The following is a 25,281-nucleotide window of genomic DNA, read 5'->3' as shown; positions in this document are numbered from 1 at the left end:
ATAAAAAAGCGCAAAGGTTGGGCGCTTATGATCGGTTAAATCGATTTATCCCGAGCGTCCCAATACTGCTGGGCGGTTTCGAAGGCGTGTTCGCGGGTTTGGCCGAGGCCCCGCAAGGCCAGGGCCATGGTCGAGATCAGCGCCATTTGCGGATAGCTGTCGACTACGTCGCCACGCCACACGGCTTTCAAATACTCGGGATCTAGGGTGGCCGGTTTGACGTGGCGTTGTGCCGACAGCTGCGGCCATTCCTCGTCCCAGCTTTCGCCGCCAGTGGTGCCGTACAAGTGACTGTCGGCGTCTGGGTTGATCTCGATTTCGCCGCCGTCGCCTTTCACCACGATCGTGGTATCGCCGAGCAAACCGCTGGCATCGCGATGCACCGCCTGGTAACCGGGGTGGAAAATGCTTTGCAGGCCACAGCGCGCGCCCAACGGATTGAGAATCCGCGTCAGGGAATGGATCGGCGAACGCAGGCCCAGGGTGTTGCGCAGGTCGATCATTCGTTGGAGTTGCGGTGCCCAATCGACCAGCGGCATGAAGGCCAGACCGCCGTTATCGAGCGCCTCACCGACCTGCTGCCAGTCGCGGCATAACGGAATCTTCAACTCGTCCAGCAACTGTTCGCTATAGAGCCGACCCGCCGTGTGTGCGCCGCCGCCGTGCATGAAGATTCGCACGCCCTTCTGCGCCAGGCACTTGGCCGCCAGCAGATACCATGGCAGATGGCGTTTCTTGCCGGCATACGTCGGCCAGTCCAGATCGACGGTCAGTGCCGGCGGATTTAGACGTTCGCGCAACGCTTCGGTAAAACCGGCCATCTCCTCGGCGCTTTCTTCCTTGTGCCGCAACAACATCAGGAATGCGCCGAGCTGGGTGTCTTCGACCTTGTGGTCGAGCACCATGCCCATGGCTTCGCGGGCTTCGACCCGGGTCAGGTCGCGGGCGCCGCGTTTGCCTTTGCCGAGAATGCGCACGAACTGGGCGAACGGGTGTTCGGCGGGGGTTTCGAGGGTCAGCGCTGGGTAGTCGGTCATAAGCAATTCGTCGGTTTGGGCAGGCCCGCCAGTTTTGCGGCGAGTTTGGCGGGGGTGCCTTTGAACAATCGGTTCAGGTGCAGGCTGTTGCCCTTGTCCGGGCCCAGCTTCAACGCTGTGTACTTGATCAGCGGGCGGGTGGCTGGCGACAGCTGGAATTGGGCATAGAAACTGCGCAGCAGTTCGAGGATCTCCCAGTGTTCGGGGCTCAACTCGATGTCTTCGGCAGCGGCCAGGGCGCTGGCCACCTCAAAGGACCAGTCGCTCAGTTCTATCAGGAAACCGTCCTTGTCCAACTCGATGGCACGGGCGCCGACCGTCAGGGAGTTCATAGCCAACTGTTGACCTTGTCGTAGTGAATCGACAGCTCGACGAAAGCCGGGTAATCGATGGCCTTGGCCGTGTCAGGAATCTCCAGCGCGCGAGCCTGGGCGTCCTCGGCCAGTACGAACAGTTTCAGATGGCGGGCGTTCAGCGCATTGAACGGCGCGGTGCCTGGTTGCAACGCATAGGCTGCGTCGCCAGTCAGCAGCAGCGCATCGTCAGCGCCCATCAAGCGCAGGCAACTGGTCAGGCGATCGTCGCCGAACGGGGAATGAGACAGCACATGTAAAGTCGACATCAGAGGGTGATCACCTGGTCGTATCGGTCAATAAGTGCAGTGATCTCGCGGGAGACCAGCACCTGAGCTTCGTCCAGCGACAAATCGGCCGGGTTCAAGCCTCGTTCACTAACGCTGTCGCCGCAGACAAACAGCTCGTCGACACCGAACATCGGCAAGGCTTGCAGGTTGGCACTCAGGTCTTTCTGCTGGAGGGCCTTGGCATCCTGTTTCGCGGCGAGCTGGAACACCCCGTCATCGAGAAACAGCAGGCCGATCGGCAGATCAAAAGCGCCGCCGGCCAGTACGATGTCCAGCGCTTCGCGCGCACTAGGCCCGGACCAAGGCGCCTGACGGCTGATAATCAGCAAGGATTTAGGCATCTCACGCGCCTCCGAAACAGATCAGGCGGTCAGCGTCCTGCACCGCGTCATGCAGCTGGCCGAGTCCAGACAATTCCCACGGCGCGCCCACCGCAACGGCTTCGCGCTGATAGCGACTGGCTTCTTCTTCGTTCAACACGCCACGACGCAGGGCGGCCGCGATACACACGACACCGTCCAGTTGATGCTCGGTGACGAAGTTGCGCCATTGCTTGGGCACATCCTGCTCATCCTGCGGCGTGACCACACTGCCGGAGGCGTTGTAGACGCCGTCCTGATAGAAAAACAGCCGGACAATCTCATGCCCGCCGGCCAGCGCAGACTGAGCAAACAATAAGGCGCGGCGCGAGGAGGGCGCATGGGCAGCGGAAAACAGCGCGATGGCGAACTTCATGACGGACTCGATCAGTAGAACTGCGGCCATGATAAAGCTTTATCGCCGGGGCGGCTCAATCGATGTTGTCTGTGCGGGCCCCACAAGATTCAGCGCGGCATGTAACCCAACTGCCAACGCCGCGGGATTTTCAGAGACAGCAGCCCGACCGCGCCGGCCAACAGACCGCTGACAAACAACGCCTTGAGCCCCAGGTGATGTTCGAGCACGGCGCCGAGTACTGCGCCGGCAAACATTCCGGCCCAGGGGATCAGTTGCACGCGCCAACCGTTGCGCCGTTCGCCGAGCATCCAGCGTCCCAGGCCACGGCCGAAGCGCGACAGGGCGCCGGTGACGTAGGTCAGGCCGACCGGCAAGCCGTTCACTTCTTCCACGGCGGCATTGAGCATGCCCATGGCGATGATCGCCGCCAGTAGCGCTGGCAATTGTTCGACGTAGGGCCACGCTGCGGCGCCGCAGAGCAGCGTGGCGATGCACAGCAGCAAGGGCAGCGCCCGACGGCCGCCGAGGCGGCTGACGACAATACCCAAGGCGTTGCCGACGATGAAGGTGCCGACGAGGATCACCAGGCGCAAGGTCAAGTCCAGGTCGCCGTCGCTGATGGCGACGGCGAGGCGGGTGGTGTTGCCGCTCATGAATGAGACGAAATCGCCGCTGGCCATGAAGCCGATGGCGTCGGTCATGCCCGCGAGCACCGAGAGGCAGGCCACCAGCGACATGCCGATGCGTCCGCGCCATTTGCGGGTATGCCGATGGCGTGGACTGGCGCGATCAGTGGAGAGGGATGGCAACATCAGCGAAGGTCGTCCTCAGGCAGCGACCGAAAGGGTCACTTACTCAATCCATATAACTCGCAATACTCCAACCAGTCCATGCCGGCCATCTCGGCCACTTCCTTGTGCACTTCCAGGCGCTGTGCCTGATAGTCCTCGGGCGTCGTGGCGGTCAGTTGCAGCGTCAGCTCCCAGGCAAACAATCCCAGGCGCTCGGCCTCGGCTTCAAAGGCTTCGTGCAAGCGTTCGTCGCGGTACTGCGTTGCGGTCTCGCCCTTGGCCTGAGCCAACAATGGGTTGAGGTTGTCGAGTTCGACGCGCAGTTCAGGGCGCTCATCGAGAAACTTCTTCAGCGCTTGCTCATGTTGCTGTTCGGTTGCCGCCATGGTCGCTCCTTTAGGCTGGATTACGAAGACTGCTTCTTGCTGGCCTTGGCCGCTGCGGCCAGGCACTCGAGGGCAAACTGCTCGGGATACGTCATTTGAATCGGCGTGGTTTCGCCTTTGACCGTTCTTTCGCCGTCGAGGATGTAACGAATCCGCTTGTCGGTGACGCCAATTCGCTTGGCAATCCAGGACGGCGTCTGACCGATCTGGCTGATCAGCTTGTCGGCATATTCAGCGGTCGGTTTGTAATATTCGGCGTTGGGTGTCATGGCCTTTCCAAAAAATGAGCCCGGAGAAATGGGCGATGCGTCGTTAATGGCGCGACAGGGTGCGCGAATCGTCACTCGGTGTCGCGGTATAAATGAAGTAAAGCAGAACGATACGCCGTGCCACGGTGATACAGTCCGCTTTTTCTTGATGAGCGAACGCAATGCGAATTCTGATGGTGGCGCTGGCCGTAACGTTGCTGGCGGGATGCGCGGGCTCGACGATGAACGACGCCCGCACTGGAACCCCGTACAAAACCCTGACGTCGGACAAACCGGAAAAAATCGTCGCCCAGTGTGTGCAGTTTTCCTGGCAGGATGAGGCGGTGTTCGGTGTCGATGCTGGCGCGTATTTGCAACCTGGCGAGAAGGGCGGTACCACCGTGTACACGCGCTCGGCGGAGTCCTTTGTGGACGTGAAGACTGACGCTTCGGCCACTGTGCTCAATTATTACGCGCAGCATGACGACTTTGTGGCCAAGCGCCGACTGGCGGCGTTGGCGACGTGCCTCTGAGGTTGATGCAGTACCCATCGGGGCGATTCTATGTTGCAGGACAACCCTGCAACTTCAGGCCGGTTGGTATTCGCTTTGAGTTTTCATCAGGGCAAATGCCCCCCGGCGGATAATCAGCGGTCTGGCCTAGTTCTTCGTGGAACCGTCGCTGTCGTCCGGATGTCTAGCCTAAACAGCGTCATTCCAGAACGCGGCCTATGAGGACACTCCGTGAATATTTTCCAAGCCTTGCGTGAAAGCCACGACCGTCAACGCACCTACGCCGATGCGCTGATCCAGACCAGCGGCGACACCCCCGAACGGATCGAGGCTTACAAGCAGCTCAAGTCCGAACTTCAAGCCCACGAAACCGCTGAAGAGCGGCACTTCTACATCCCGCTGATGGAGTTCGATAACGGCGTCGACCTCAGCCGTCATGCCATTTCAGAACATCACGAGATGGACGAAATGATGGAGGAACTGGACGAGACCGAGATGTCCAGCCCGGCTTGGCTAGCGACTGCGAAGAAGCTCGCCGAGAAGGTCAATCACCACCTGGAAGAGGAAGAGCAGAAGTTCTTCCAGATGGCCGGCAAGCTACTCGACGACAAACAGAAAGAGACGCTGGCGGGTCAGTATCAGGAGGAATACAAGGCTCAGCTCTCTTAGCGCCAGGCTTTCGTTTTCGCCTAAGCTGCGTGCCTTCTGACAAAAAAAGGGATGCATTGTCATGTCGAACACCGCCGAGCGGGTCAACCTCATCGAGTCTCAGGTGTTGTCCCACGACTGGTACCGGCTCAAGAAAATCACCTGCGATTACCTGCGTGACAATGGCGAATGGCAACGCCAGCCCCGCGAGGTCTATGACCGTGGTAACGGCGGGGCTGCTCGAAGGGGCTACGACTTAAGCGGTGTCCCCCTCGCTACAAGTGCGGCGGCTGTCACCTCAAAACAAATGGCCAGTCCTGCTGGCCCCTGACCATTCGCATCCTTCCAGCGTCAGCAGTTGCTCCTTCACCTCAAGCCCACCGGCAAACCCGGTGAGTTTCCCCGAAGCGCCAATCACCCGATGACACGGCGCAACAATCGAAATCGGGTTCTTGCCGTTAGCCGCCCCCACCGCCCTCACTGCTCTGGGATTGCCAATCTGCCGGGCGATCTCGCTGTAACTACGGGTTTCACCAAACGCAATGGTCAGCAGCGCTGCCCAGACCTTCTTCTGAAACGCCGTCCCGGCAAAATCCAGTTCCAGGTCGAAACGTTTGCGTGTGCCCGCAAAGTATTCCCGCAGTTGCTGAGCGGTGCGCATCAGGATCGGACTGTCCGGTGCCTCGCGCATCGGCCCAAGCCGCACCCGTTCGGGGTTGTCGTTTTCCCAGAGGATGGCTGCCAGTCGTGAGCCGTTCGCGACCAGCTTCAACTCGCCCACTGGGGAGGCGAGGGTGATGAAGGTGTAACTCATGCCGGTGGACTCCCTAAAAGTGCTGAGCGGCGGCCAAGCATACGGCCTCGACGGGGAGGCGCAATACGCAATCCCAGCCATACTTGCGTCTGCTCTTGAAGCCTTCCCTTTGTTTTTTACAGAACCTGAAAATAAAAAGAGACCGACTCATGAAGTTCGAACCTTTTGCCAAATCGCTGATTGCGACCTCATTGGCGCTCAGCTGCCTCAGTGCTTATGCGGCCTCCGTGGCGCCGGTCGCGGCCGAAAACGGGATGGTCGTCACCGCCCAGCATCTGGCCAGTCACGTGGGCGTTGATGTGCTCAAGAACGGTGGCAACGCTGTCGACGCCGCGGTAGCGGTCGGTTACGCACTGGCGGTGGTTTATCCCGCGGCGGGCAACCTGGGCGTCGGCGGTTTCATGACCATTCAGTTGGCCGACGGGCGCAAAACTTTCCTCGACTTCCGCGAAAAAGCTCCGCTGGCCGCCACCGCAGACATGTACCTCGACAAGGAGGGCAATGTCGTTCCTGACCTGAGCACTCGTGGCCATCTGGCTGTTGGCGTGCCGGGCACCGTGTCCGGTATGGAACTGGCGCTGAACAAATACGGCACCCAACCGCGCAAGGAAGTGATCGCCCCGGCCATCAAGCTCGCCGAAGACGGTTTTGTGCTGGAACAAGGCGATGTCGAATTACTGGAATACGCCACTGACGTGTTCAAGAAGGACATGCGCGATTCCGGCTCGATATTCCTGAGCAACGGCGAGCCTATGCAGGTCGGTCAGAAACTGGTGCAAAAAGACCTCGGCAAGACCCTGCGGGAAATCTCCGAGAAGGGCGCCGACGGCTTCTATAAAGGCTGGGTGGCCGATGCCATCGTCACCTCCAGTCAAGCCAACAAAGGCATCATCAGCCAGGCCGACCTCGACAACTACAAGACCCGCGAGCTGGCCCCGATTGAATGCGATTACCGCGGCTACCATGTGGTCTCGGCACCGCCGCCAAGTTCTGGTGGCGTGGTGATTTGCGAGATCATGAGCATTCTCGAAGGCTATCCGATGAAAGACCTGGGCTATCACTCGGCCCAGAGCATGCACTACCAGATTGAAGCGATGCGTCACGCCTATGTGGACCGCAACAGCTACCTGGGCGACCCGGATTTCGTGAAGAACCCGATTGACCATCTGCTGGATAAAAATTACGCCACCAACATTCGCACCGCCATCGATCCGCAAAAGGCCGGTGTGTCCCGCGAGCTCAAACCCGGCGTAGCGCCACATGAAGGCAGCAACACCACCCATTACTCCATCGTCGATAAATGGGGCAACGCGGTCTCGGTGACCTACACCTTGAACGACTGGTTCGGCGCCGGCGTCATGGCCAGCAAAACCGGGGTCATTCTCAACGACGAAATGGATGACTTTACCTCGAAGATCGGCGTGCCGAACATGTACGGGCTGGTGCAAGGGGAGGCCAACGCCATCGCTCCCGGCAAGGCACCGCTGTCGTCCATGAGCCCGACCATCGTCACCAAGGACGGCAAAGTGGTAATGGTCGTCGGCACCCCCGGTGGCAGTCGCATCATCACCGCGACCTTGTTGACCATGCTCAACGTGATCGACTATGGGATGAACATCCAGGAAGCGGTCGATGCACCGCGCTTCCACCAGCAGTGGTTGCCGGAAGAGACCAACCTTGAGACCTTCACTACCAGTCCCGATACGGTGAAGATGCTCGAAAGTTGGGGGCACACGTTTGCCGGACCACAGGACGCCAACCATGTGGCGGCGATTTTGGTAGGCGCGCCATCGCTGGAAGGCAAGCCAGTGGGCAAGAACCGTTTCTATGGGGCGAACGACCCACGTCGTAACACGGGCTTGTCGCTCGGTTATTGAGGGTTGTTTTTCAACGGGGACGGATCTATTTTTCGTCCCCTGATCTACTGACATTTCAAGGAAGGGACCATGGCTACCGCACTGCTGATCATCGACGTCCAGCGCGCCCTGTGCACTGGCGAGTACGAATGTTTTGAGATCAAACGCGTAATCGAGAACATCAATGGCCTGAGTGCCAAGGCTCGCGAAGCAGACATCCCGGTCATCTTGATTCAACACGAAGAAGAAGGCGACCTGCTGTCATACGGGTCCGAAGGCTGGCAGCTGGCGGACGGACTGGAAACGTCACGCCTAGACCTGTGCGTGCGCAAAACCACCCCGGATTCGTTCTACCAGACCAACCTGCTGCAATTGCTGAAACATCAGGACGTTGACCGCCTGATCATGTGCGGCCTGCAAACCGATTATTGCGTCAACGCTACCGTCCGCCAGGCCCTGACCCTGGGCTATGACGTGGTGCTCGCCAGTGACGCGCATTCCACCGTCGACAACGGCAACCTCGCCGCCGAAGACATCATCACCGAGCACAACACAGATCTGGCGCACTTGACCGGGCCCGTGGCGCGGATCGATGTCCTGCCTGCCAGCGAAATCCGCGTTTAAACCCGACATCGTCCTTCAAACAATAATCGTGTCCCATCGCTCACGATTCCCGCCGCGCTGCCGATCCTCTTCATGCCCCTGCAAGCCCCGGTCTTTTTCATCGGGGCTCGACAGCGCAGGGCGCATGCAACCTGCTTGCCTCCCTGAATCGAAAATTGGACTGATCACAATGACCGGAGTCGTCATGAAACACCTGAAATTCGCCTGCTTGTTGCTGGCTACGACCGCCTTGTGCGGGTGCGTGACCAGTCGTTCGGTCGTCGGCGTAGACACCCCTCAAGCCGCGAACGGCAATGGCCAGAAAGTCGCGATCACGGTGCTCGACGAGCGCCGCTTCGAACTCAAACCTGAAATTCCCGAGATCCCGTCCCTCAAGGATGGCGAAATCACTGACAAAACCATCACCGAGCGTGCCATCGCCCGTAAACGCAACGGCTACGGCATGGCACTGGGTGACGTGTTGTTGCCAGAAGGCACCAAGCTCAGCGACCTGATCGCCAAGAGCATCGCCGCAGCGTATGGCCAAGCGGGCTATCGCGTCGTCCAGAACGGTGAAAAGACGGCCGATACTCAAGCGGTCACCGTGCATGTCATTGAATTCTGGTCGTGGATGTCGCCCGGTTTCTTCACCGCAGGCGTGAATAACAAGCTTCACCTGAAAGTGGAAACAGGCAATGCGTCCCCGGCTGTCGAAATCGTGAGGCAGAACCGTGAAGGCGTGCAGGTCGTCACCGAAAACGACTGGAAGGAAAGCACCCAGCAAGGTTTAAAAGCCATCACCGAGACGATGGCAAAAAATCTCTAAAAAACACTAAAAAAACGGGCGCTCGCAAGGCGCCCGTTTTAATTCAATCTGTCTGCAACCGCCGCACGACCACCTGAAAACGCTCGGAGGCCACCCCGTCAGCCTGTACGCGTCATGTCCCTCCCAGCGCTTATGCGGCCCGGAATCTCTCGATCAATTCAGTCAAAAAAGCGCTCACCACATCACGTTGACGCGCCGAATGCCTGACCGCCGCGTAGTGCTGCGGCAGAAACCCCAAATGCTGGCCCGACAGAATGATCAGGGCGGCGCCGTCCATGCTGTCGGTGAGCACCGTCAGACGTTCTATCGAGGTGGGCGCCGGCATTTCCGGTAAAGGATGGCTGGGCCATACCCAATCGTAATCGCTGACGTCATCCCGGGTCAGCTCGCCCACTTGCTCGAACAGTGGATGAGTGGGGGCGCAGTAGGCGATCTGGGTTTCCTGGAACAACGCAAAGTAATCAATGTTGGGCAGGCGATGCCAGAAATAGCCGATCGCCAGATCGATATGGCCGTTGATGATTTTCTCTTCCCGCAGCGATGACGACAGCTCTGTGAAATGGAAATACAGCCCTTCATGTCGGGACCGTAATCGCGCAATGGCCAAGGCGATTTTCTTGTTGGCAACCGGATCGATTTGACCGAGCAGGCCGATGTTGATGTTGCCCGATACCTTGCGATTGATGTGCTGGACTTCAACCCGCAACCCCTCGGCAGCCAAAAGTAACCGACGGGCCGCCTCGACAAACTGGCTGCCCTTGGGCGTCACCGAAAATCCGCCGCGCCCGCGCTCCTTGGCTTGTCGGCGTTGTGGACGATGTTGGCCGATGCTGTTGTCGGGCGGCTGGATGATCGGTCTCGGGGCCTGGCTTGCGCAGCAGTTGAAAGCGGCGGATGCGCTGGTGGCGCTGAACCAGGTGGGCTCTTCGATGATTCCAGGCCTGGGTAATGTGTTGGTGATCGTTTCGGTGGCGGGCTTTCTGCCGATCATCGCGCTCAACACCTACAGCGCCATGCTGACGTTGCTGACAGGTGTGGATTCGATAAAAAAAATCACACCGACACCTGGTGCCCGAGTGATGTCGATCAAAGGCGATGGCATCGCGCTGCTGAACACCTTCCTCGTGCTGCTCCTGTACTTCTTCGTGCGCAAAGGCCGCTACGCGATCGCGCATTTCTTCACGCCGAAGGGCATTTACGGCGCCTGGCAATTTCGCGGCATCGTCTCTTATCTGATTGGCTTCGCGGCCATGGTGCCGTTCTTCTACATCTTTGATGCGGCGGCCGGCAAAGAGGTGTTCGTCGGGCCAATGGCGCGGATGCTCGAAGGCGTGGATATTGCCTGGCTGGTTGGCCTGGTGGTCTCGGGCCTGACGTATTACCTGCGCAGCCGTTCGATAGACCTTGAGTACGAACGCCGGATTATCGATTCGATTACTGAGAGCGACATTGTTGCCATGGCTCATCAGTCTGTGGAGGAGGGGCGTTGAACAGCACCCAAAGTACCGTGGTCGCCTGCTGCCAACTGGCGCCGAAAATAGGCGACCTCGCTTACAACCGGAAGCTGACCGAACGAGCGATTCGTTCGGCGGTTTACCAGGGCGCCCAGGTGGTGGTGTTGCCTGAGCTGGTCCAGAGCGGCTACCTGTTTGCCGACCGCAGCGAAGCCCTGTCCCTGGCAGAAACCGTCGAAGGGCCAACCGTGCGTCTGTGGGCGGCGCTGGCCGGTGCGGACCTGCTCTGCGCCCCGGTCAATTGGCCCGATGGGCCACGGCCGCTAACTGAGCGTCCGGCCGAAGTTGTGCGAGTCCAGGCCAACGCCTCGGTCAACCGAATGTTCATCGCCGCGTGTGATCGGCATGGTCATGAACGAGGGGTCAGTTGGGTGCAAGGCTCGGTGATCGTCGATGCCGATGGCTACCCTGTGGCAGGGCCGGCGGAGCAGGGTGGCGAGCAGATTTTGTTAGCGACGCTGAATCTTGCTGAGGCGCGGAATAAGCGAATCAGTGCGCGTAATGATTTGCATCGGGATCGGCGGTCGCAGTTGTATGGGTAAGCCGTTCGATCGGGTAGGTACAGGTCGAGCTATGGTTCTGGTCGCATAAATTTGAAATACACGGCGTTGCTCGACAGAATCGCGTCCCGATCCGGCCAAAGGTGCCGGACATTCGTGGTGAAAAGGAACTGCAGTTGAACGAACAGACATTGTCCCAGCGCCTGGAGCGCGTGGCGGCGCATGTGCCAGCAGATGCGCGCCTGGCTGATATCGGCTCGGATCACGGCTACCTGCCGGTGGCGTTGATGCGCCGTGGCGCCATTGCGGCGGCAGTGGCCGGCGAGGTGGCATTGACGCCATTCCGCTCGGCCGAACGCACCGTGCGCGAAAACGGCCTGGACCAGCGGATCACCGTGCGCTTGGCCAATGGTCTGGCGGCGATCGAGCCGGGAGACGGGATTACGACGATCAGCATCTGCGGCATGGGCGGCGAGACGATCCGCGACATCCTCGACAGCGGCAAGGCGCAGCTGAGCGGCCAGGAGCGCCTGATTCTGCAGCCCAACGGCGGCGAGCAGCCACTGCGCCAATGGCTGATGGAAAATGGCTACCGCATCCTCTACGAGGAACTGCTGCGGGAAAATCGCTTCGACTACGAAATCATCGTCGCCGAGCGCGCCGGGCCGATGATGTACACCGCCGAGGAGCTTTACTTCGGTCCGCTGCAGATGCAGGCACGCAGCCCGGCGTTCCTGATCAAGTGGCAGCGCATGCTGCGCGAGAAGCAGAAGACCCTGGCCCACTTCGCCCGTGCGCGGCAGGCCGTGCCCGAGCAGAAAGTGCAAGACATCGCCCGGCAGGCCCGGTGGATCACCGAGCTGCTGGCTTGAGCCCTTCTGACCGATAGCGACCGGTTGCGAAGGGCCGCAATCGATCCGAAGCAGAACGCTCGCCGCCCCGATACGCTGCTCAAAAGCGGCTCGGGCGCTCGTTCGTCAGGCGCTGACGGAGGGTGAGCACGCGCGACGAAAGCACGACACTTCGCATAAGAACTCGCGACCTTCTCCTCCCTGACACCGAATAGCTCACGTTTCATCAGGCCGTTGTGAATGACACCTTCCGGTTGATGGGCTGGCGTTTCAATGAAAAGCGAATTTGTATCGGGCGTGTCGCACAAAGACGTGAAGAGTACGTTTTTGTCGAGGATCTATAGTTGCCGGTCAGTATAGTTTCAGTAGCGGTGAGCATTGCCAATCGCACCGAGAGATGGCTTGGTCTGTTTGATCATTATCGAGATGGGTTGCTCAAAGGCAGTGTGCGTGGCGGTGCCTACGTCAACCTGGATGGTGACTCTGTGGTCGTCGTGGCGCCGCAGTTCGCAGTTCGCGGCAGAGTCGATTGATACCTCGCTCGCCGGTAGCCTCTCGCCGCACTAGCTCGCATCCCGATACCCCCAGCGTTTACCTCCCATAAGGAACCCCGCTATGCGCGTGAATGCTGCGATTGTGATGTTGCTTACAAGTCTTGTCGCGGCAACTTATGGTTTCGGGATTTACCTATTTGCGCAACTCGTCCCCGATATGCAAGCGACCCTTGGCTTCGATTTTTCATACGTCGGGGCCATCACCGCATCGGGGCAGTTCGGGTTTCTCGTGTGCGCGCTGCTGGCGGCGTGGTTGACGCCCAAGGTAGGGGGTGGGTGGATGATATTCGGTTCTGGAATGGTATGCGCAATCGCGTTATTGCTTATCCCGCTCTCGGACAACATCCTCGTTATCGGTGCATTGTTGACCGTGCTCGCGGGCACTGCCGCAACCGTATTCGTTCCGATGGTCGATGTCATATCGAGGGTGGTTGCGTATCGCTACCGTGGAATGGCAATGGGGCTTGTATCCAGTGGCACCAGTTATGGGGTGTTCATCAACAGCGTGCTCGTTCCAATATATGCCCCGCAGGGGGAATGGCGGACCGTTTGGTGGTGGGTAGGACTTCTCACCGTGGGGATAGCCGCGGTGGTGTTCTGGGTTTTCAAAACCGGCGGCCTGTTCAGAAAGGAACGGCATCCAGTCGCGGGTCCAGCAACAGTTCGGATGTCCCTTCCTAGTGGTCGGCTATTGGGTCGCGAGAGTGAGTGGATGAAGCGATGGGTTCTTACCGTTTGGGCTATGAACTTCCTGATCGGTTTTTCAACCTTTCCATTTCAAAACTATCTCTCATCCTACCTGCGCACCGAACTGGGCTTCGGGGTGGAGTACACCGCACAAATCTGGGCAGGTATCGGATTCGTGGGGATGTTTGCGGGACTCGCTGTCGGCTGGCTCTCGGATCGGACAGGGCTTCGAACAGCGATGCTGTTGGTGTATGTGTGTGTCGTTCTAGCGGCTCTGATCTTCGTATTTTTTCCAACGGGGTACTGGCCTTTGGTGGCCGGGGTGCTGTTTTCTACGGCCTTTTATCCCATCTTCGGGCTGATTCCTGCGTACGTTTCCAAGCTGGCATCCTCTTCCGCCATGGCCGTCGCCATCTTCGGCATTGCTAATGTCATGCAAGGTACAGGTGGGATGCTTGGCAACTACGGTGCGGGGCTTCTGGCAAGTCACAGCGGAACGTTTTCTGGTGTTTATGGCGCGATCGGTATCGTCGGCGTGGTCCTCATCGTGCTGACGATAATGTTACCTGCCGAATCGCCGGTCACTGCGCCCAGTGGCTTACCCACTTCCTTTTAGTTCTGAACGTCGGTGATTGCCTTCGACACAGCGTTCATCGCTGTTGCCCTGCTTTTTGTAATCGCCGCCCCCCTCCTGGTTGGCATCAAGAGCGGATGCTCGCGAGACGCAAAAGTGCGCGCTGCGCGAACCGTAGCGTGAGGCTTCACTCAGTCCAGGTTACCCAGCAACCACTCACTGAAGCTTCGCGCCAACGCAGTGTTCTCACTGTCACGATGGGTCAGCATGGCCCAGTTCGGGCCGCGAATGGTTTGCTCAACCAAGGGTTGCAACAGTCCTTGGGCGCGCGCCTGCCGACTCAATAACTGGCTGACCAGGGCGATACCGAGCCCGGCGCACGCGGCGTCCAGCAGCAGGCCGGGGTCGGAGAAATTCAGGCCCTGATCTTTCTGGCCGACATCAATGCCAGATTCCACCGCCCAGTGACTCCAATCCATTTCCCGCTCGCCATGAAGGGTGGTGCGCTGTTCGCGTGGCAGCGCCAACAGGTTCGGGTGACACGCCGGATAGAGGCGGTCGGTGTGCAGCACCTTGAAGCTGCACTCAGCTTGGGAACTGATGTCATCGCGCACGGCGAGGTCGATGGTCTGGGTGGTCATGTCCGGGACTTCATCGGTACTGAAAATCCACAGATCAACGTCCGGGTGCTCGTGGCGAAAATCCCCCAAGCGTGGCAGCAGCCAATGACGGGCGAACGCCGGGGTGGTGTTGAGGACCAGTTGGTTGGGTTTCTGGTATTGCCCAAGGCGGCGAATGCCGACGGACAGTTGTTGCAGCAATGCCTGGGTGGTGCTCAACAGGTCGTGACCGGCATCGGTCAGGCTGACGCTGCGTCCACTGCGAAAGAACAAGGGTTGTTCGAGGTACGCCTCAAGGCTGCGGATCTGCTGACTGATCGCTGATTGGGTCAAGTGCAACTCGGCGGCCGCCTTGTGAAAGCTGCCCAGACGGGCAGCGGCTTCAAAGCCACGAAGGGTGCTGAGTGGCGGCCAGTGCTTGAGCATATTGATAAGTTCCTCTAATCATTTGTCTGCAAAATCCATCGTTTGTTTGCCTGTTTTTAAGGCCGTAGCATGCATGCCAGGACCACCCAAGCAGTTTTTTTGAACACAATGGCTTAACTAAAAGGGCTTTTTATCATGCAGCATGTCATGCGGCAGAATGAAATTCGAAACAGCGGCTGGATGATGCCGGCCGAGTGGGTCAGGCACGCCGCTACCTGGATGGTCTGGCCGCACAATACGGCACTCTGGGAGTCCGGTTGGGGCGTGACCTTGCCGCTGGTGCAAGAGGACTTTGCTCGCGTCGCCAACGCCATCGCCCGTTTCGAACCGGTGAAACTGATCGTCGACCCTTCTGCTATCGCCAGCGCCAAAGCCTTATGTGGACCGAACATCGAATTGATCGAGCTGGCGGTGAACGACAGCTGGTGCCGGGACTCCGGACCGAGTTTCATCTGCCATCCGCAGCATGGCCTGGCCGGGGTGAGCTGGCGCTTCAATGCGTGGGGCGGCAAGTCGGCCCATGATCTGGACGAAAGCCTGGCTCGTCGCGCACTCAATCACTTGGGCGTGGAGTGCTTTGGCACACCGCTGAGCAATGAGGGCGGGGCCATCCATGTGGACGGCGAGGGCACGCTGATCACCACCGAGTCGGTGTTGCTCAACCCCAATCGCAACCCGGGCATGAACAAGGCGCAGATGGAGGACATCTTCACGCGTCTGCTGGGTGTGAAGAAGACGATCTGGCTGCCGGGTGATCCGGACTATGTGACGGGTGACATGACCGATGGCCACGTCGATGGCGTGTGCGCGTTCGCCCGCCCCGGGGTGTTACTGGTGGACGCCACCCATGACCAGCACTCGGTGTATGCCGAAGTGGCCCGGGAAAACCGTCGCGCCCTGGAGTTGGCCACCGACGCCCAAGGCCGACAGTTCGAGCTGATCGAATTGTATGAAGCCACCGATGCCGTGGACACCGACGCTGACGTGTTCTGTGCCTCCTACACCAATTTCTACATCGCCAACGACGCCATCATCATGCCAGCCTACGGCATTGATGCCGACAACGTGGCTGCCGCCGTACTGCAGCAGGCATTCCCGGAGCGCGAAGTGGTGCCGGTGCGGATCAATCACCTGGCCCATGGCGGTGGCGGTGTGCATTGCATCACGCAGCAGCAACCCCATTCCCCAGCCTGATATGCGCACGCGCACCTGGACCCAGTTCAAGACCGCTACGGTGAAATGACTTCAGACACACATTCCAGGGACCAACACATGTCGACGCGTCGTGAGTTCTTCAAGCAAGTATCGGTAGTCGCCGGTTTGGGCGCGGCAGCATCAGCGGGCTTTCATCGCCTTTGGCGCACAGGAAGCGATCTGGGAAGAGTTCACCCCCGACGTACAAGCAGCCATTGGCCTGATCGCTCGCACCCTCGCGCAATATGAACCGGTGACCGTGTTCTGTCGTGAGCGAGAACGGGATCTGGCCGAAGCACACTGCGGCACGGCGGGGATGCGCCACTGGCCGCCCTGGTTGCAAGCACCGTTGAAGCCCGTCAACCCACGAAAGAGCACGTTCAGCCGCAACAACCCGGGCTTAGTCTGGATCAACGCGTTGCCATTGGGTTGTGTGAAGCCGTCAGGACTTGACCCAGCGTTGACGGCTCCAGCTGCTCAATGTGTCGACGGCAAATACCAGCAACAGCATGGCCAGAATGACCGTGCTGGCCTGCGCTTCCTGGAACAGGCTGAGGCTGACATAGAGCATTTGCCCCAAACCACCGGCGCCGACGAAGCCGAGCACACTGGCCATGCGGATATTGTTTTCCCAGCGGTACAGGATGTAAGCCAGTAGCTGCGGCAGCAGGTTGGGCAGTGATCCGTAGCAGAACGCCCATATGGCATTGCTGCCCTGCAGGCGGAGGGCTTCGGCCGGTTCGGGAGGGGTGTTTTCCAGCGCTTCGGCGAACAGCCGACCGAGCACGCCGGTGGTGTGCAAGGCCAAGGCCAGGGTGCCGGCATTGGGACCGAGCCCGGCGGCCAGAACCATCAGCGCAGCCCACACCAGTTCCGGAACCGCGCGCAAGGCGTTGAGTACAAGGCGCGACGCGCTTTGCAGAAGCCAGCCGAAGCGCCCGGCCGCGGGCAATGCCAACAGTAGACCCAGTACTGCCGCGAGCAGAGTGCCGAGGGCGGACATGGCGATGGTTTCCAGCGCGCCGTTGCCGATGGCTTGCAGATGGCCTGCGCTCAGGTCCGGGCTGAGAAAACGCTGCGCATAAGCGCCCATCAGCTTCAGGTTGCCGTTGTCACCCAGTTCGCCGAGGTCGATGCCCAAGTAGATGAACGAGGCGACCACCGCTGCGCCGATACACAGGAGCAGCACCAGGTTGATCAGGCGATTCATGCCAGCCTCCAGCGCAGCAGGCGGCTGAGTTGATCGGCGAGCAGTACCAGGACGAGAAACGTCAGTAACAAACTGGCGACTTCACCGCCGGCGAACATGCGCAACGACAAATCCATTTGCTGGCCCAGACCGCCAGCACCGACGAAGCCCATCACCACCGAGGCGCGGATTGCGCATTCCCAGCGGTACACCGTGTACGACAGCAACTCGGCAGCGACATTGGGCAGAATCCCGTAAAAAAAGGCTGCGAGACGACCGCTGCCAGCCTGCAGCAGTGCGTGGGCCGGGCGCTGGTCGACCGACTCGAAAATTTCCGCGTAGACCTTGCCCAACATACCGCTGTAGGTAATGGCGATGGCCAGCACCCCGGCCGTCGGACCGAGGCCGACGGCGCGCACAAACAAAAGTGCCCAGACGATTTCCGGCACGCTGCGCAGGAAGATCAGTAAACCGCGTACCGGCCAACGCAGCAGTTGGCCCCAATAACCCGGGTGGCCGGCACGGGAGGCGGCAGACAGCGACAGCGCCCGACTGGCCAGCAGGCTGGCGGGAATGGCCAACAGCAACGCCAGGGCCATGCCGGCCGTGGCGATGGCCAGGGTCTGCAGGGTGGCTTGCACTAACAACTCAATGAATTCTTCGCCATGGGCCGGTGGCCAGAAGGCTGAGACAAACCGGCCCATTTCGCTCTGACTGTCACTCGCTACCAGAACACTGAGGTCCAATTCGCTGAAATGGATGCCCGGCCACAGCAAGGCAAGGGCCAGTAAGGTCAGCAGCAGGCGGGGTCGGGTGGCCGGGTCTCGGGTATCACGGGTCAGCATCGGGGAATCTGCACACTCAAGGGCGCCGGAGTCATCGGTGGAGACTGCAGTTGTTCGTTGGCGTAGAGCTTATCGAGCAACTCACGGTCGACTTCGCTGGCCGCAAGGTCGAACAGAACTTGTCCATCACGCAAGCCGATGATGCGCGAAAAGTGCGCCAGGGCCAGCTCCACCGCATGCAGGCTGGCGACCAGGGTAACGTTGTGCTTCCGGGCATGGCGGCAGAGCACCGACAGTGTGTGTTCGGCCAACACCGGATCCATGGCCGATACCGGCTCATCGGCCAGCAACACCTCGGGCGCTTGATACAGCACCCGGGCAATGCCCACGCGCTGTAGCTGTCCACCGGACAGTTGCTGACATTGCGCGAACAACTTATCGCTGAGGTCCAGCCTGGTCAGCGCCGCGCGTGCGCCCGGAATATCCACCGGATGCAGCAAGTTCAGCAGGCTCTTGCCCAGCCCCCACTGACCCAGTTTTCCAGCCAGAACCGCGGTGACCACGCGCTGGCGCGCGGGCAGCGGGGGCGCTTGATGGATCAGGCCGATGCGCGCGCGCAGACGCTGACGCAGACGGGCAGACAGCTGCCAGGCGCGCTCGCCGAGCACCTGCAGCTCACCGTCGTCCGGTCGCAGGGCGGTGGCCAGCAGGTTGAGCAGGCTCGACTTGCCCGCGCCGGACGGACCGATAATGGCGACCTGTTCGCTGGCACCGATGTGCAGGTCCACACCACGCAGTGCCTGGACGCCGTTGGCGTGAGTAAGGCTGACCTGGGTCAGATGCAACGTCATTTGAGCAGTTCGGCGGCGCGTGCGGCTTCCTCGATACCCTTGTAGTTCTCGGGTTTGGTTTCGATGAATCGGCTGGCGGCCTGCAGATCCAGAATTTCCTTGTCCTTCGGGTTGGCCGGATCGAGCGCCAGAAAGGCGGCCTTTATCTTGGCCGCCAGCGCCGGGTCGAGGGTCCCGCGTACGGTCCAGTTGTAGTCGTAGTAGGACGGGGTGGTCGCAAACACTCTGACCTTGGTGGTGTCGACCTTGCCGGCGGCGACCAGTTTTTCCCAGACGCTGGCGTTCAGTACCCCGGCGTCCACCTTGCCGGCCTGAACCCAGGCGACAGTGGCGTCATGGGCGCCGGAATAGCCCACGCGGCTGAAGTACATTTCCGGCTTGATGCCGTCCTTCAGCATGAAATAGCGCGGCATGAGACTGCCCGACGTGGATGACACCGAACCGAAGGCGAAGGTCTTGCCCTTGAGATCAGCGAGGGATTTGACGGCCGGGTCGGCAGTGATGAACTTGCTGGTGAATTGGGCGTCCTGTTCGCGCTGTACCAGCGCAATGGCATTACCGGTTTTCAGGCGGGCCTGCACGAACGTGAAGCCACCCAGCCAGGCCATATCGATCCGGTCAGTGGCCAGCGCCTCGACCACGGCCGGATAGTCGCTCACGGGTACGAACTCGACCTTCATGCCCAATTGTTGTTCCAGGTAGGCGCCCAGCGGCTTGAACTTGCGCAGCAGTTCGGTCGGGGCTTCATCGGGAATCGCGCTGACTTTCAGGGTGTCGGCGGCCTGCGTCAATAGGGTGCAAAAAGACAGGGTCAAGCCGACAGCCAATGCCAGGGTACGGTTGAGCATGAATATTCTCCGGTGCTTTAAGGCAACAATATCTATGCGCCAAGCGCAACTTGATGGCTGCATGGCGCTTTGTGAGGGTAGACGAAATGGAGCGAAATTGACCGCTTTTGGCCGCCCTGTTCCATGACCGCCCGTAACCCGGCACGAGGGTTAGCTCACGCTTCGCTATTGTTGATCACACCACAAGGTTGCAAGTGGAACAGAGGATGGAATGATGAAGATGTTATCGAGCGCATCCTGAACAGCATCAAACCGAAGGCGGCGTATTTTAGCGAGCAAGATGGCATGTGTGGTGAGATTTTTGTGGTCGACGTACAAAACCCCGTACCGTGCTCCTGAGTCCTTGCTAGCACTATTCGTCCATGCCCATGCCCGATCCTCCTAATTCGGTGGGGAGATCCTTCAACTTGGGCACTCCATCTTTTATGCGCAGCACGGTCTCCTGATAGTGGACGTGAACGCCTGGCGAATACGCGAGGTCCGGGATGATCGCAGCATAGACATCGATGAGCCCCATCCCCGGGTGTTCAGTGAAGATGTGCCCGCCGCAAGTCTTGCACCACTTGCGGTAACTCTGCGGTGTCTTGTTGTAGGCACCGATGTTGTCGGCACCCCGAGTCACTTGCACCGCCTCGGGTTTCCACAGCGTGAAGGCATTGACCGGTCCCGCAGACCAATGTCGACACGACTCGCAATGGCAGTAGCCCATCCCGACTGGCTCGCCACTGACTGTGAACTCGACTGCGCCGCAAAAACAACTGCCCTTGTATGACCGTTCAATGCTCATGGCGTGACTCCTTGATCAATGGTCAGGCGAAGCCGCCGGACATGGCGTGAATCGCCTGAATGTGGCCTGCCTTCACCCGTCGATGTAGCGCACCGCAGTCGCCGGCGTGCGCCGCACCTGCAGTTGGAAAATGTCAGGGCGCGCGTAATGCCCGGTGACGTCGAGCGCCCGCCGCGCTGGCGCTACAAGTGCTACGTCGATGTCCGCATACAGAATGCCTGCCTCTCGGTGTAATGGACCGGCCACGATCCGGCCCTGAGGATTGATCACCACCGAGTCGCCGTCGTTGATCCACTCGTCCGGATCGGGAAACAGTTGCGCACGAGCCGGGAAGTCGTCGGGGATGTCACTGCCGCGCAGCACGGTGCCGCTGCCGAGCACCCAACAGCGGCCTTCGAGTGCAATGTGACGCATCGTACTGATCCAGCCTTCGCCCGTGTCGTACGTGGGCGCGACGTAGATTTCCACCCCTTGGGCATACAGTGAATAGCGTGCCAGCGGCATGTAGTTTTCCCAGCAGATGAGCGTACCCACGCGGCCGACCGGTGTATCGACCGTGCGCAACCCGCAGGCATCACCGAAGCCATGCACCATGCGTTCGGGATTGGTTGGCATCAGCTTGCGGTGTCGGTTGAGCACGGCGCCGTTCGCGCCGATAACGACTACGCTGTTATAGAGCGTGCCGCCTCCATTGCGCCGATCGCATTCATTGATGCCGCACACGATCGTCACGGCGTGAGCCTTGGCGGCCTCGCACAACTCGCTCAGGTCACCGTTCGCGATATCGACGGCGTTGGCCAGCAGTTGGGTGTGCAACTGGCCCATTACAGCCCCGTCCTTTCCTGCCGCCAGGCGCCAGATCCACGACGGGTAACCTGGAATGAACGATTCGGGCAAAACGATCAGCGAGGCTCCCGCCGCCGCTGCCTCGGCGACTGATTGCACGGCCCGGGCGATCGTCGCGCTGCGATCGAGCAGCACGGGCGGGCGCTGAATAATGGCTACCTTGGTCATGGCGTGCTCCTTCGGTATTTGGCTTTTGAGGTTTCAGCGTGCGCGTGGCGAAGTGGCGGGGCTAGTTCAGAATCTGAAGCGTTGTAATTGTGGAGCCAAGGCAATGGACGAGAGCTACGGTCAGTTCTGCACGGTCGCACGCGGTGCTGAAGCCCTGTGCGAACGCTGGACACCTTTGGTCGTGCGCGAGTTGCTGTGCGGCAGCAAGCGCTTCAATGAACTGCACCGCGGCGTTCCACGGATGTCCACCAACCTGCTGGCACAACGTCTGCGGCATTTGGAAGACATCGGCGTCGTGCACCGAACGGCCACAGGCAACGTCTGGGAGTACGGCCTGACCGAGGCGGGCGAGGAATTGCGCCCCATCATCATGGCACTGGGTCATTGGGGGGCGCGCTGGATCGGCAGTCGCCTTCGCAATGACGAACTCGACGCGGGCCTGCTCATGTGGGACGTGCGCCGGTTTGTGCGCATCGAAACGTTCCCGTCCCGCCCCGTTGTCATCCACTTCAAATTCCGCGACGCGCGGCCCGGCGAGCAAGCGTGGTGGCTCGTGGTTGAACAGGGTGTGGCAGACCTGTGCCGCGACGACCCCGGCCGCGAACTGACACTCGTCGTGGACTCTAGCGTGCGCGCGTTGACCGAAGTGTGGACGGGCGACCGCACACCGCGGGAGGTTCTTCAGTCGCGAGAGCTGCGTGTAGACGGCGCAGTGCCGGATGCGGAAAACCTGTGGCGCTGGCTTGGCACGAGTGCGTTCGCGGGTACCCGGAGCGCTGCACACTAGCGCTGGCAGCTGCCACTGGGGTCAGTGCACATTGCATTCCGTCGGTCGCAGGACTTGAACTGTCTGGGCTTAAAACGTCATAAAACCCGCGATATCAACCCTACGGAAGCCATCATGCTTATGTGGACTCAACCGGTCGATATAACAGATCGGCTAGCTACTTTCCTGGCGAACTTCTTGCCAAAAGCAATCCACCATTTTTCATAATAGAAGGTCGAGATATGCGCGGTGACAAAAATGGCGGCGAACAACAACGGGCGCTTCAAATATTTTATGACGGTATCTCCGCTACCCAACCAAGTGTGCACTAGCAGCGGATGAACAACGTAGAGGGCATACGAGAGGGTAGCGATATAAAATAGAACGGGATTGTTCAGGACCTGCGCAACGCGTGTCCGGCTATTGAGTAACGTGCTTCCCACCATTGCTGCGGCAAGATAGGGGCGCAAGTAGTTCATGAAACCCGCGTCGGGATGACAGGACAAAACAAACAGGAGGCATAAAAATATTTGCAGGGTCCCCGTTGGTGTCGGAAGTTTGGCAAGGAGGTTGCCCAACCTGTTGTTGTATATCAGTGCCAGTAGGCATCCGGAAAGTATTTCATCCATACGGTAATAAGTGTTGATTGCGACATGGACATCATTCATGACTCGGTACATCGTGACGGCGACGCAGAGAAAAGGGATGAGTACTGCCCAGTTTTTTCTCATCAGAACGACCAACACAGCGATGGCGAAATAAAATTGCACCTCCATGCACAAACTCCATAGATGGCCGTTTACATTGCCAAGCCACATAGGTGGCCAGTTGGCAATGAACAGAAAGTTTGCGATGTAGACATCCGAAGTGCTGTCCATGACCGGTAAAGCAATGACCATGTACAACCAGGCGAGAGGCACCACCCGAAAGATTCTGCGGATTAAAAAATCAACGACGCTGCTGTTACTGAGCAGAAAATTTGTTATCAAAAAACCCGATAGCGTAAAAAATATAGCCATGCCCATGACGCCGGCCGCGGAATTAAATTGCCAATGCTTTGGGCCAAGTGGTAGCAGGTGGCACGCCAAGACAAGCAAGATGCTCATGCCGCGCCATCCATCCAGTATGCTAAATCGAGAGCCCGCTACGGAACGACCATTCATGTTTGCATTCGCTCATTGGATTGTGTGTCTCAATCAGCAGTGAGCTAAAGATCCCGCTCCGCGCATTTTTCCAGAAATCATGCAGTGCTGCGTCTGAAGACTGTCTGAATTCATAAAAAAACCAGTAGTTGCAGCGGTGAAAAACTCATGAGATCAGACCATTTAAGCCTGTAGTTTAGGACACCTTTTGCACTTTACACATCACGCCATGAAAAAATTCCAGCCGCGAGGACATCGCTAAATGACTGGGTTTTTGACGTTGCTTGACCGGATTCATGTGGGCGCCTGCGGCTTGATGAATCATTGTGAGGGTGACGTCTGGGCCGCTTATGTTTAAAGCGGCACACGTTCTGAACACTGCGCTTGTTCACTCGACTATTTTCAGAGTCGGCGGGGTCCAACTCCCATTCAGCGCCGGTGATGCCGGCCAATACAGGCGCATATACATGGCAAATGCTCCCTGCGGGGCGGGTAACCAGTTGGACTCCTTGTCCTTGCCGGGCGACTCATTCTGGATGTAAATCGTCAGCCCACCGTCGGAATCCTTTTTCATATCAGGCATCATCGGCGAGTTGACCAGATAACGGTTGATCGGGTTGGCGACCAGCAAGCTCTGCGGCAGGTCGTACATCGTGATTGACCAGAACGCCTTGACCGGTGGATACGCGCCAGGTTCGAAGCGCAGAGTGTAGCGGTTGGCACCGGTCAGCGGCTTGCCTTGCCCGTCGACACGATAAATGGGGTACATGGCTTCTTGCTTGGTGTTGCCATAAATGCCGATGGTCGCTACCCAGCGATACAGGTAATTGTTTTTCAGGAAGTTGCGGGTACCGAACACTTCGCCAGAGGTCAGTTTGCCCTCATCCAAACGCTTTACTTGGCCGGCAAACTCCTCATACGCATCGGCGCGCCCCGCTTCGATTGCGGTCCTGATCTGTGGCGAGAGTTTGGCCGGATCAAAGTGCTCACCACCCCCCACGCCGATCTTGGCGAAACGCTTCATCAGATCGATTTCGCTCGGCACGGTCGGGCAATAGCGGAGCACAAAGTTGAGGACGTTGAAGAACTCCAGCGAGGACTTCTCTTCTTCCTGAGTCAGTGGTTTGATCCAGTCAACCGCTGGCGCAGCAGCGGGTGCGGGCGTGCCGAGGAACGCCGACAGGGGCTGCACCTTGTATTGGGCCTGGATCTTCTTAATATTGTCGAGGTCCGCAGGGTTGAACAACTGCGTACGGAAAAGGACCATGTCGAAGTCCGTCTCGGAGCGGATCACCTCCTTGATGCCCGCAGGCTTTTCGCCCTTCCAGTTGGGACCCGCGATCAGAAAACTGCCGGCATCGTTGCCCGTCGTACGTGAGCCCACGTAAGCAAAGTTGAAAGTGTAAGCGTCGATGAACTGGATACTGTAATAGCGCTTCTTCTCGATCGCGGGAACGCTGATCACGACCGGCTCGACGCGTAGGTCCAGCCCCACGAAGGAGTAAGGCGTGTCCGAATTGGGCGTCTGGATTGCGGTGTCGGTGGGTGTATAGACCTCGGGAATGTTTTTAAGCTGGTTCCACGGTGCCTTATACGACTCATCAATCTTGTCAACGAAGTAGGCGTACTGAATGCGGTAGCTGTCCACCAACGGATAACCGTATATGTAAGCCTCCTTGGCGATGGTACGTGCTTCTTCAGGCGTTACCACCGGGCCGGCACTTTGGGCGGCTAGTGGCAAACCGACGACAACTGTAAGTAACAGTGGCGAGGCAATTTTCAGTAACAGCATGCGCGTCTCCTCATCAAGGTGGATTGCTTGCGGCGTGCTGGTTGTAAACGGCTTTGAAACGGGTCGTCTGTGAAAGAAAAGTCGTTAGCTTGCGTCGCGCTCTATC

Annotated in this window: 30 protein-coding genes and 4 pseudogenes; 15 read left to right on the top strand and 19 right to left on the bottom strand. The window is 59.1% G+C overall.

All coding sequences use genetic code 11. The features are described from left to right. Positions 1-35: 35 nt before the first annotated feature. The 8 genes from ACXPVS_RS09130 to ACXPVS_RS09095 all read right to left on the bottom strand — a co-directional run bounded on the left by ACXPVS_RS09130 (position 36) and on the right by ACXPVS_RS09095 (position 3,843). Positions 36-1,037 carry a glycosyl transferase family protein gene (locus tag ACXPVS_RS09130; protein ID WP_458509632.1) on the bottom strand — a complete coding sequence of 334 codons (1,002 nt, stop codon included), beginning with the start codon at positions 1,035-1,037 and terminating at the stop codon, positions 36-38. Further along, a complete protein-coding gene (locus tag ACXPVS_RS09125) occupies positions 1,034-1,369 on the bottom strand; it encodes a TusE/DsrC/DsvC family sulfur relay protein (protein WP_458509631.1) in 336 nt (111 codons plus the stop codon). Before ACXPVS_RS09125 ends, ACXPVS_RS09130 begins: the two co-directional genes overlap by 4 nt. Next, complete coding sequence (gene tusB, locus ACXPVS_RS09120; protein WP_150656268.1) at positions 1,366-1,659, bottom strand: sulfurtransferase complex subunit TusB; 294 nt, start codon at positions 1,657-1,659, stop codon at positions 1,366-1,368. Before tusB ends, ACXPVS_RS09125 begins: the two co-directional genes overlap by 4 nt. Beyond that, a complete protein-coding gene (gene tusC / locus ACXPVS_RS09115; RefSeq protein ID WP_458509630.1) occupies positions 1,659-2,021 on the bottom strand; it encodes a sulfurtransferase complex subunit TusC in 363 nt (120 codons plus the stop codon). Before tusC ends, tusB begins: the two co-directional genes overlap by 1 nt. Position 2,022: 1 nt before the next feature. Beyond that, positions 2,023-2,415, bottom strand: a complete 393-nt coding sequence (gene tusD, locus ACXPVS_RS09110) for a sulfurtransferase complex subunit TusD (protein WP_458509629.1) — start codon at positions 2,413-2,415, stop codon at positions 2,023-2,025. 89 nt (positions 2,416-2,504) lie between these two features. Next, a complete protein-coding gene (locus tag ACXPVS_RS09105) occupies positions 2,505-3,209 on the bottom strand; it encodes a YoaK family protein (protein ID WP_458509628.1) in 705 nt (234 codons plus the stop codon). A 35-nt stretch (positions 3,210-3,244) separates the two neighbouring features. Next, the gene (locus ACXPVS_RS09100; protein ID WP_458509627.1) at positions 3,245-3,574 is read right to left on the bottom strand and encodes a DUF6388 family protein; all 330 of its coding nucleotides are present in this window, start codon (positions 3,572-3,574) and stop codon (positions 3,245-3,247) included. Between the two features lie 20 nt (positions 3,575-3,594). After that, a complete protein-coding gene (locus tag ACXPVS_RS09095) occupies positions 3,595-3,843 on the bottom strand; it encodes a hypothetical protein (RefSeq protein WP_008154823.1) in 249 nt (82 codons plus the stop codon). A 161-nt stretch (positions 3,844-4,004) separates the two neighbouring features. On the opposite strand from ACXPVS_RS09095, the gene ACXPVS_RS09090 reads away from it, so the two are divergent. From ACXPVS_RS09090 to ACXPVS_RS09080, 3 genes and pseudogenes are all read left to right on the top strand, one after another. Further along, positions 4,005-4,355, top strand: a complete 351-nt coding sequence (locus tag ACXPVS_RS09090) for a hypothetical protein (RefSeq protein WP_458509626.1) — start codon at positions 4,005-4,007, stop codon at positions 4,353-4,355. Positions 4,356-4,565: 210 nt separating this feature from the next. Beyond that, positions 4,566-5,003 (top strand): hemerythrin domain-containing protein, encoded by a 438-nt coding sequence (locus ACXPVS_RS09085; RefSeq protein WP_458509625.1) that lies wholly within the window; start codon positions 4,566-4,568, stop codon positions 5,001-5,003. 61 nt (positions 5,004-5,064) lie between these two features. Beyond that, positions 5,065-5,220: pseudogene (locus tag ACXPVS_RS09080) on the top strand (GDP-mannose pyrophosphatase); the annotation flags it as partial. 60 nt (positions 5,221-5,280) lie between these two features. Here the strand turns inward: ACXPVS_RS09080 and ACXPVS_RS09075 are convergent. After that, positions 5,281-5,796, bottom strand: coding sequence for a methylated-DNA--[protein]-cysteine S-methyltransferase (locus ACXPVS_RS09075; protein WP_458509624.1), 516 nt, complete (start codon positions 5,794-5,796; stop codon positions 5,281-5,283). A 149-nt stretch (positions 5,797-5,945) separates the two neighbouring features. On the opposite strand from ACXPVS_RS09075, the gene ggt reads away from it, so the two are divergent. The 3 genes from ggt to ACXPVS_RS09060 all read left to right on the top strand — a co-directional run bounded on the left by ggt (position 5,946) and on the right by ACXPVS_RS09060 (position 9,081). Beyond that, on the top strand, positions 5,946-7,673 hold the full coding sequence (gene ggt, locus ACXPVS_RS09070) for a gamma-glutamyltransferase (protein WP_458509623.1): 1,728 nt from the start codon (positions 5,946-5,948) through the stop codon (positions 7,671-7,673). Between the two features lie 69 nt (positions 7,674-7,742). Beyond that, positions 7,743-8,276 (top strand): cysteine hydrolase family protein, encoded by a 534-nt coding sequence (locus ACXPVS_RS09065; RefSeq protein ID WP_458509622.1) that lies wholly within the window; start codon positions 7,743-7,745, stop codon positions 8,274-8,276. A 184-nt stretch (positions 8,277-8,460) separates the two neighbouring features. Beyond that, complete coding sequence (locus tag ACXPVS_RS09060; RefSeq protein WP_458509621.1) at positions 8,461-9,081, top strand: flagellar biosynthesis protein; 621 nt, start codon at positions 8,461-8,463, stop codon at positions 9,079-9,081. Between the two features lie 130 nt (positions 9,082-9,211). Here the strand turns inward: ACXPVS_RS09060 and ACXPVS_RS09055 are convergent. Further along, positions 9,212-9,874: pseudogene (locus ACXPVS_RS09055) on the bottom strand (LysR family transcriptional regulator); the annotation flags it as partial. Positions 9,875-9,914: 40 nt separating this feature from the next. Here ACXPVS_RS09055 and ACXPVS_RS09050 point away from each other — a divergent pair. The 5 genes and pseudogenes from ACXPVS_RS09050 to ACXPVS_RS09030 form a co-directional block, all read left to right on the top strand. Further along, positions 9,915-10,571: pseudogene (locus tag ACXPVS_RS09050) on the top strand (purine-cytosine permease family protein); the annotation flags it as partial. Beyond that, complete coding sequence (locus ACXPVS_RS09045; RefSeq protein ID WP_458509620.1) at positions 10,568-11,137, top strand: nitrilase-related carbon-nitrogen hydrolase; 570 nt, start codon at positions 10,568-10,570, stop codon at positions 11,135-11,137. The pseudogene ACXPVS_RS09050 and the gene ACXPVS_RS09045, both read left to right, overlap by 4 nt. Before the next feature lie 134 nt (positions 11,138-11,271). Continuing rightward, a complete protein-coding gene (locus tag ACXPVS_RS09040) occupies positions 11,272-11,967 on the top strand; it encodes a tRNA (adenine(22)-N(1))-methyltransferase (RefSeq protein WP_458509619.1) in 696 nt (231 codons plus the stop codon). Between the two features lie 323 nt (positions 11,968-12,290). Beyond that, a complete protein-coding gene (locus tag ACXPVS_RS09035; protein WP_458509618.1) occupies positions 12,291-12,479 on the top strand; it encodes a hypothetical protein in 189 nt (62 codons plus the stop codon). A gap of 82 nt (positions 12,480-12,561) precedes the next feature. Next, positions 12,562-13,803: an MFS transporter gene (locus ACXPVS_RS09030; protein ID WP_458509617.1), complete on the top strand. Its 1,242-nt coding sequence runs from the start codon at positions 12,562-12,564 to the stop codon at positions 13,801-13,803. A gap of 149 nt (positions 13,804-13,952) precedes the next feature. On the opposite strand, the gene ACXPVS_RS09025 is transcribed toward ACXPVS_RS09030, so the two are convergent. Beyond that, the gene (locus tag ACXPVS_RS09025; protein ID WP_458509616.1) at positions 13,953-14,807 is read right to left on the bottom strand and encodes a LysR substrate-binding domain-containing protein; all 855 of its coding nucleotides are present in this window, start codon (positions 14,805-14,807) and stop codon (positions 13,953-13,955) included. A gap of 147 nt (positions 14,808-14,954) precedes the next feature. Here ACXPVS_RS09025 and ACXPVS_RS09020 point away from each other — a divergent pair, with 147 nt between their 5' ends. Continuing rightward, positions 14,955-16,001: an agmatine deiminase family protein gene (locus ACXPVS_RS09020; RefSeq protein ID WP_458509615.1), complete on the top strand. Its 1,047-nt coding sequence runs from the start codon at positions 14,955-14,957 to the stop codon at positions 15,999-16,001. 78 nt (positions 16,002-16,079) lie between these two features. Further along, positions 16,080-16,326 (top strand): annotated as a pseudogene (locus ACXPVS_RS09015) (agmatine deiminase family protein); the annotation flags it as partial. Positions 16,327-16,443: 117 nt separating this feature from the next. Here the strand turns inward: ACXPVS_RS09015 and phnE are convergent. The 4 genes from phnE to ACXPVS_RS08995 are packed head-to-tail and all read right to left on the bottom strand — an operon-like array spanning position 16,444 to position 19,674. Then, positions 16,444-17,211, bottom strand: coding sequence for a phosphonate ABC transporter, permease protein PhnE (phnE, locus tag ACXPVS_RS09010; protein ID WP_458509614.1), 768 nt, complete (start codon positions 17,209-17,211; stop codon positions 16,444-16,446). Further along, positions 17,208-18,035 carry a PhnE/PtxC family ABC transporter permease gene (locus tag ACXPVS_RS09005; RefSeq protein WP_458509613.1) on the bottom strand — a complete coding sequence of 276 codons (828 nt, stop codon included), beginning with the start codon at positions 18,033-18,035 and terminating at the stop codon, positions 17,208-17,210. Before ACXPVS_RS09005 ends, phnE begins: the two co-directional genes overlap by 4 nt. Next, positions 18,029-18,826, bottom strand: coding sequence for a phosphonate ABC transporter ATP-binding protein (locus tag ACXPVS_RS09000; protein WP_458509612.1), 798 nt, complete (start codon positions 18,824-18,826; stop codon positions 18,029-18,031). The genes ACXPVS_RS09005 and ACXPVS_RS09000 overlap by 7 nt, the downstream gene beginning before the upstream one ends. Beyond that, on the bottom strand, positions 18,823-19,674 hold the full coding sequence (locus ACXPVS_RS08995; protein ID WP_458509611.1) for a putative selenate ABC transporter substrate-binding protein: 852 nt from the start codon (positions 19,672-19,674) through the stop codon (positions 18,823-18,825). Before ACXPVS_RS08995 ends, ACXPVS_RS09000 begins: the two co-directional genes overlap by 4 nt. Before the next feature lie 123 nt (positions 19,675-19,797). Here ACXPVS_RS08995 and ACXPVS_RS08990 point away from each other — a divergent pair, with 123 nt between their 5' ends. After that, positions 19,798-20,013, top strand: a complete 216-nt coding sequence (locus ACXPVS_RS08990; RefSeq protein ID WP_458509610.1) for a hypothetical protein — start codon at positions 19,798-19,800, stop codon at positions 20,011-20,013. A gap of 13 nt (positions 20,014-20,026) precedes the next feature. Here ACXPVS_RS08990 and ACXPVS_RS08985 read toward each other — a convergent pair whose 3' ends face one another. Both ACXPVS_RS08985 and ACXPVS_RS08980 read right to left on the bottom strand, forming a co-directional pair. Continuing rightward, positions 20,027-20,461 carry a GFA family protein gene (locus ACXPVS_RS08985; protein WP_458509609.1) on the bottom strand — a complete coding sequence of 145 codons (435 nt, stop codon included), beginning with the start codon at positions 20,459-20,461 and terminating at the stop codon, positions 20,027-20,029. A 72-nt stretch (positions 20,462-20,533) separates the two neighbouring features. Further along, on the bottom strand, positions 20,534-21,475 hold the full coding sequence (locus ACXPVS_RS08980; RefSeq protein ID WP_458509608.1) for a carbon-nitrogen hydrolase family protein: 942 nt from the start codon (positions 21,473-21,475) through the stop codon (positions 20,534-20,536). Positions 21,476-21,578: 103 nt separating this feature from the next. On the opposite strand from ACXPVS_RS08980, the gene ACXPVS_RS08975 reads away from it, so the two are divergent. Further along, positions 21,579-22,262 (top strand): winged helix-turn-helix transcriptional regulator, encoded by a 684-nt coding sequence (locus ACXPVS_RS08975; RefSeq protein ID WP_458509607.1) that lies wholly within the window; start codon positions 21,579-21,581, stop codon positions 22,260-22,262. Positions 22,263-22,390: 128 nt separating this feature from the next. On the opposite strand, the gene ACXPVS_RS08970 is transcribed toward ACXPVS_RS08975, so the two are convergent. Both ACXPVS_RS08970 and ACXPVS_RS08965 read right to left on the bottom strand, forming a co-directional pair. Further along, entirely contained in the window at positions 22,391-23,404 is a 1,014-nt protein-coding gene (locus ACXPVS_RS08970; RefSeq protein ID WP_458509606.1) for an acyltransferase family protein, read from the bottom strand. 367 nt (positions 23,405-23,771) lie between these two features. Next, positions 23,772-25,175, bottom strand: coding sequence for a DUF1254 domain-containing protein (locus ACXPVS_RS08965; RefSeq protein ID WP_458509605.1), 1,404 nt, complete (start codon positions 25,173-25,175; stop codon positions 23,772-23,774). Between the last annotated feature and the right edge of the window lie 106 nt (positions 25,176-25,281).

The organism is Pseudomonas sp. Ma2-10, from assembly GCF_054330215.1.
This window is presented reverse-complemented; position numbering and strand designations above follow the sequence as displayed.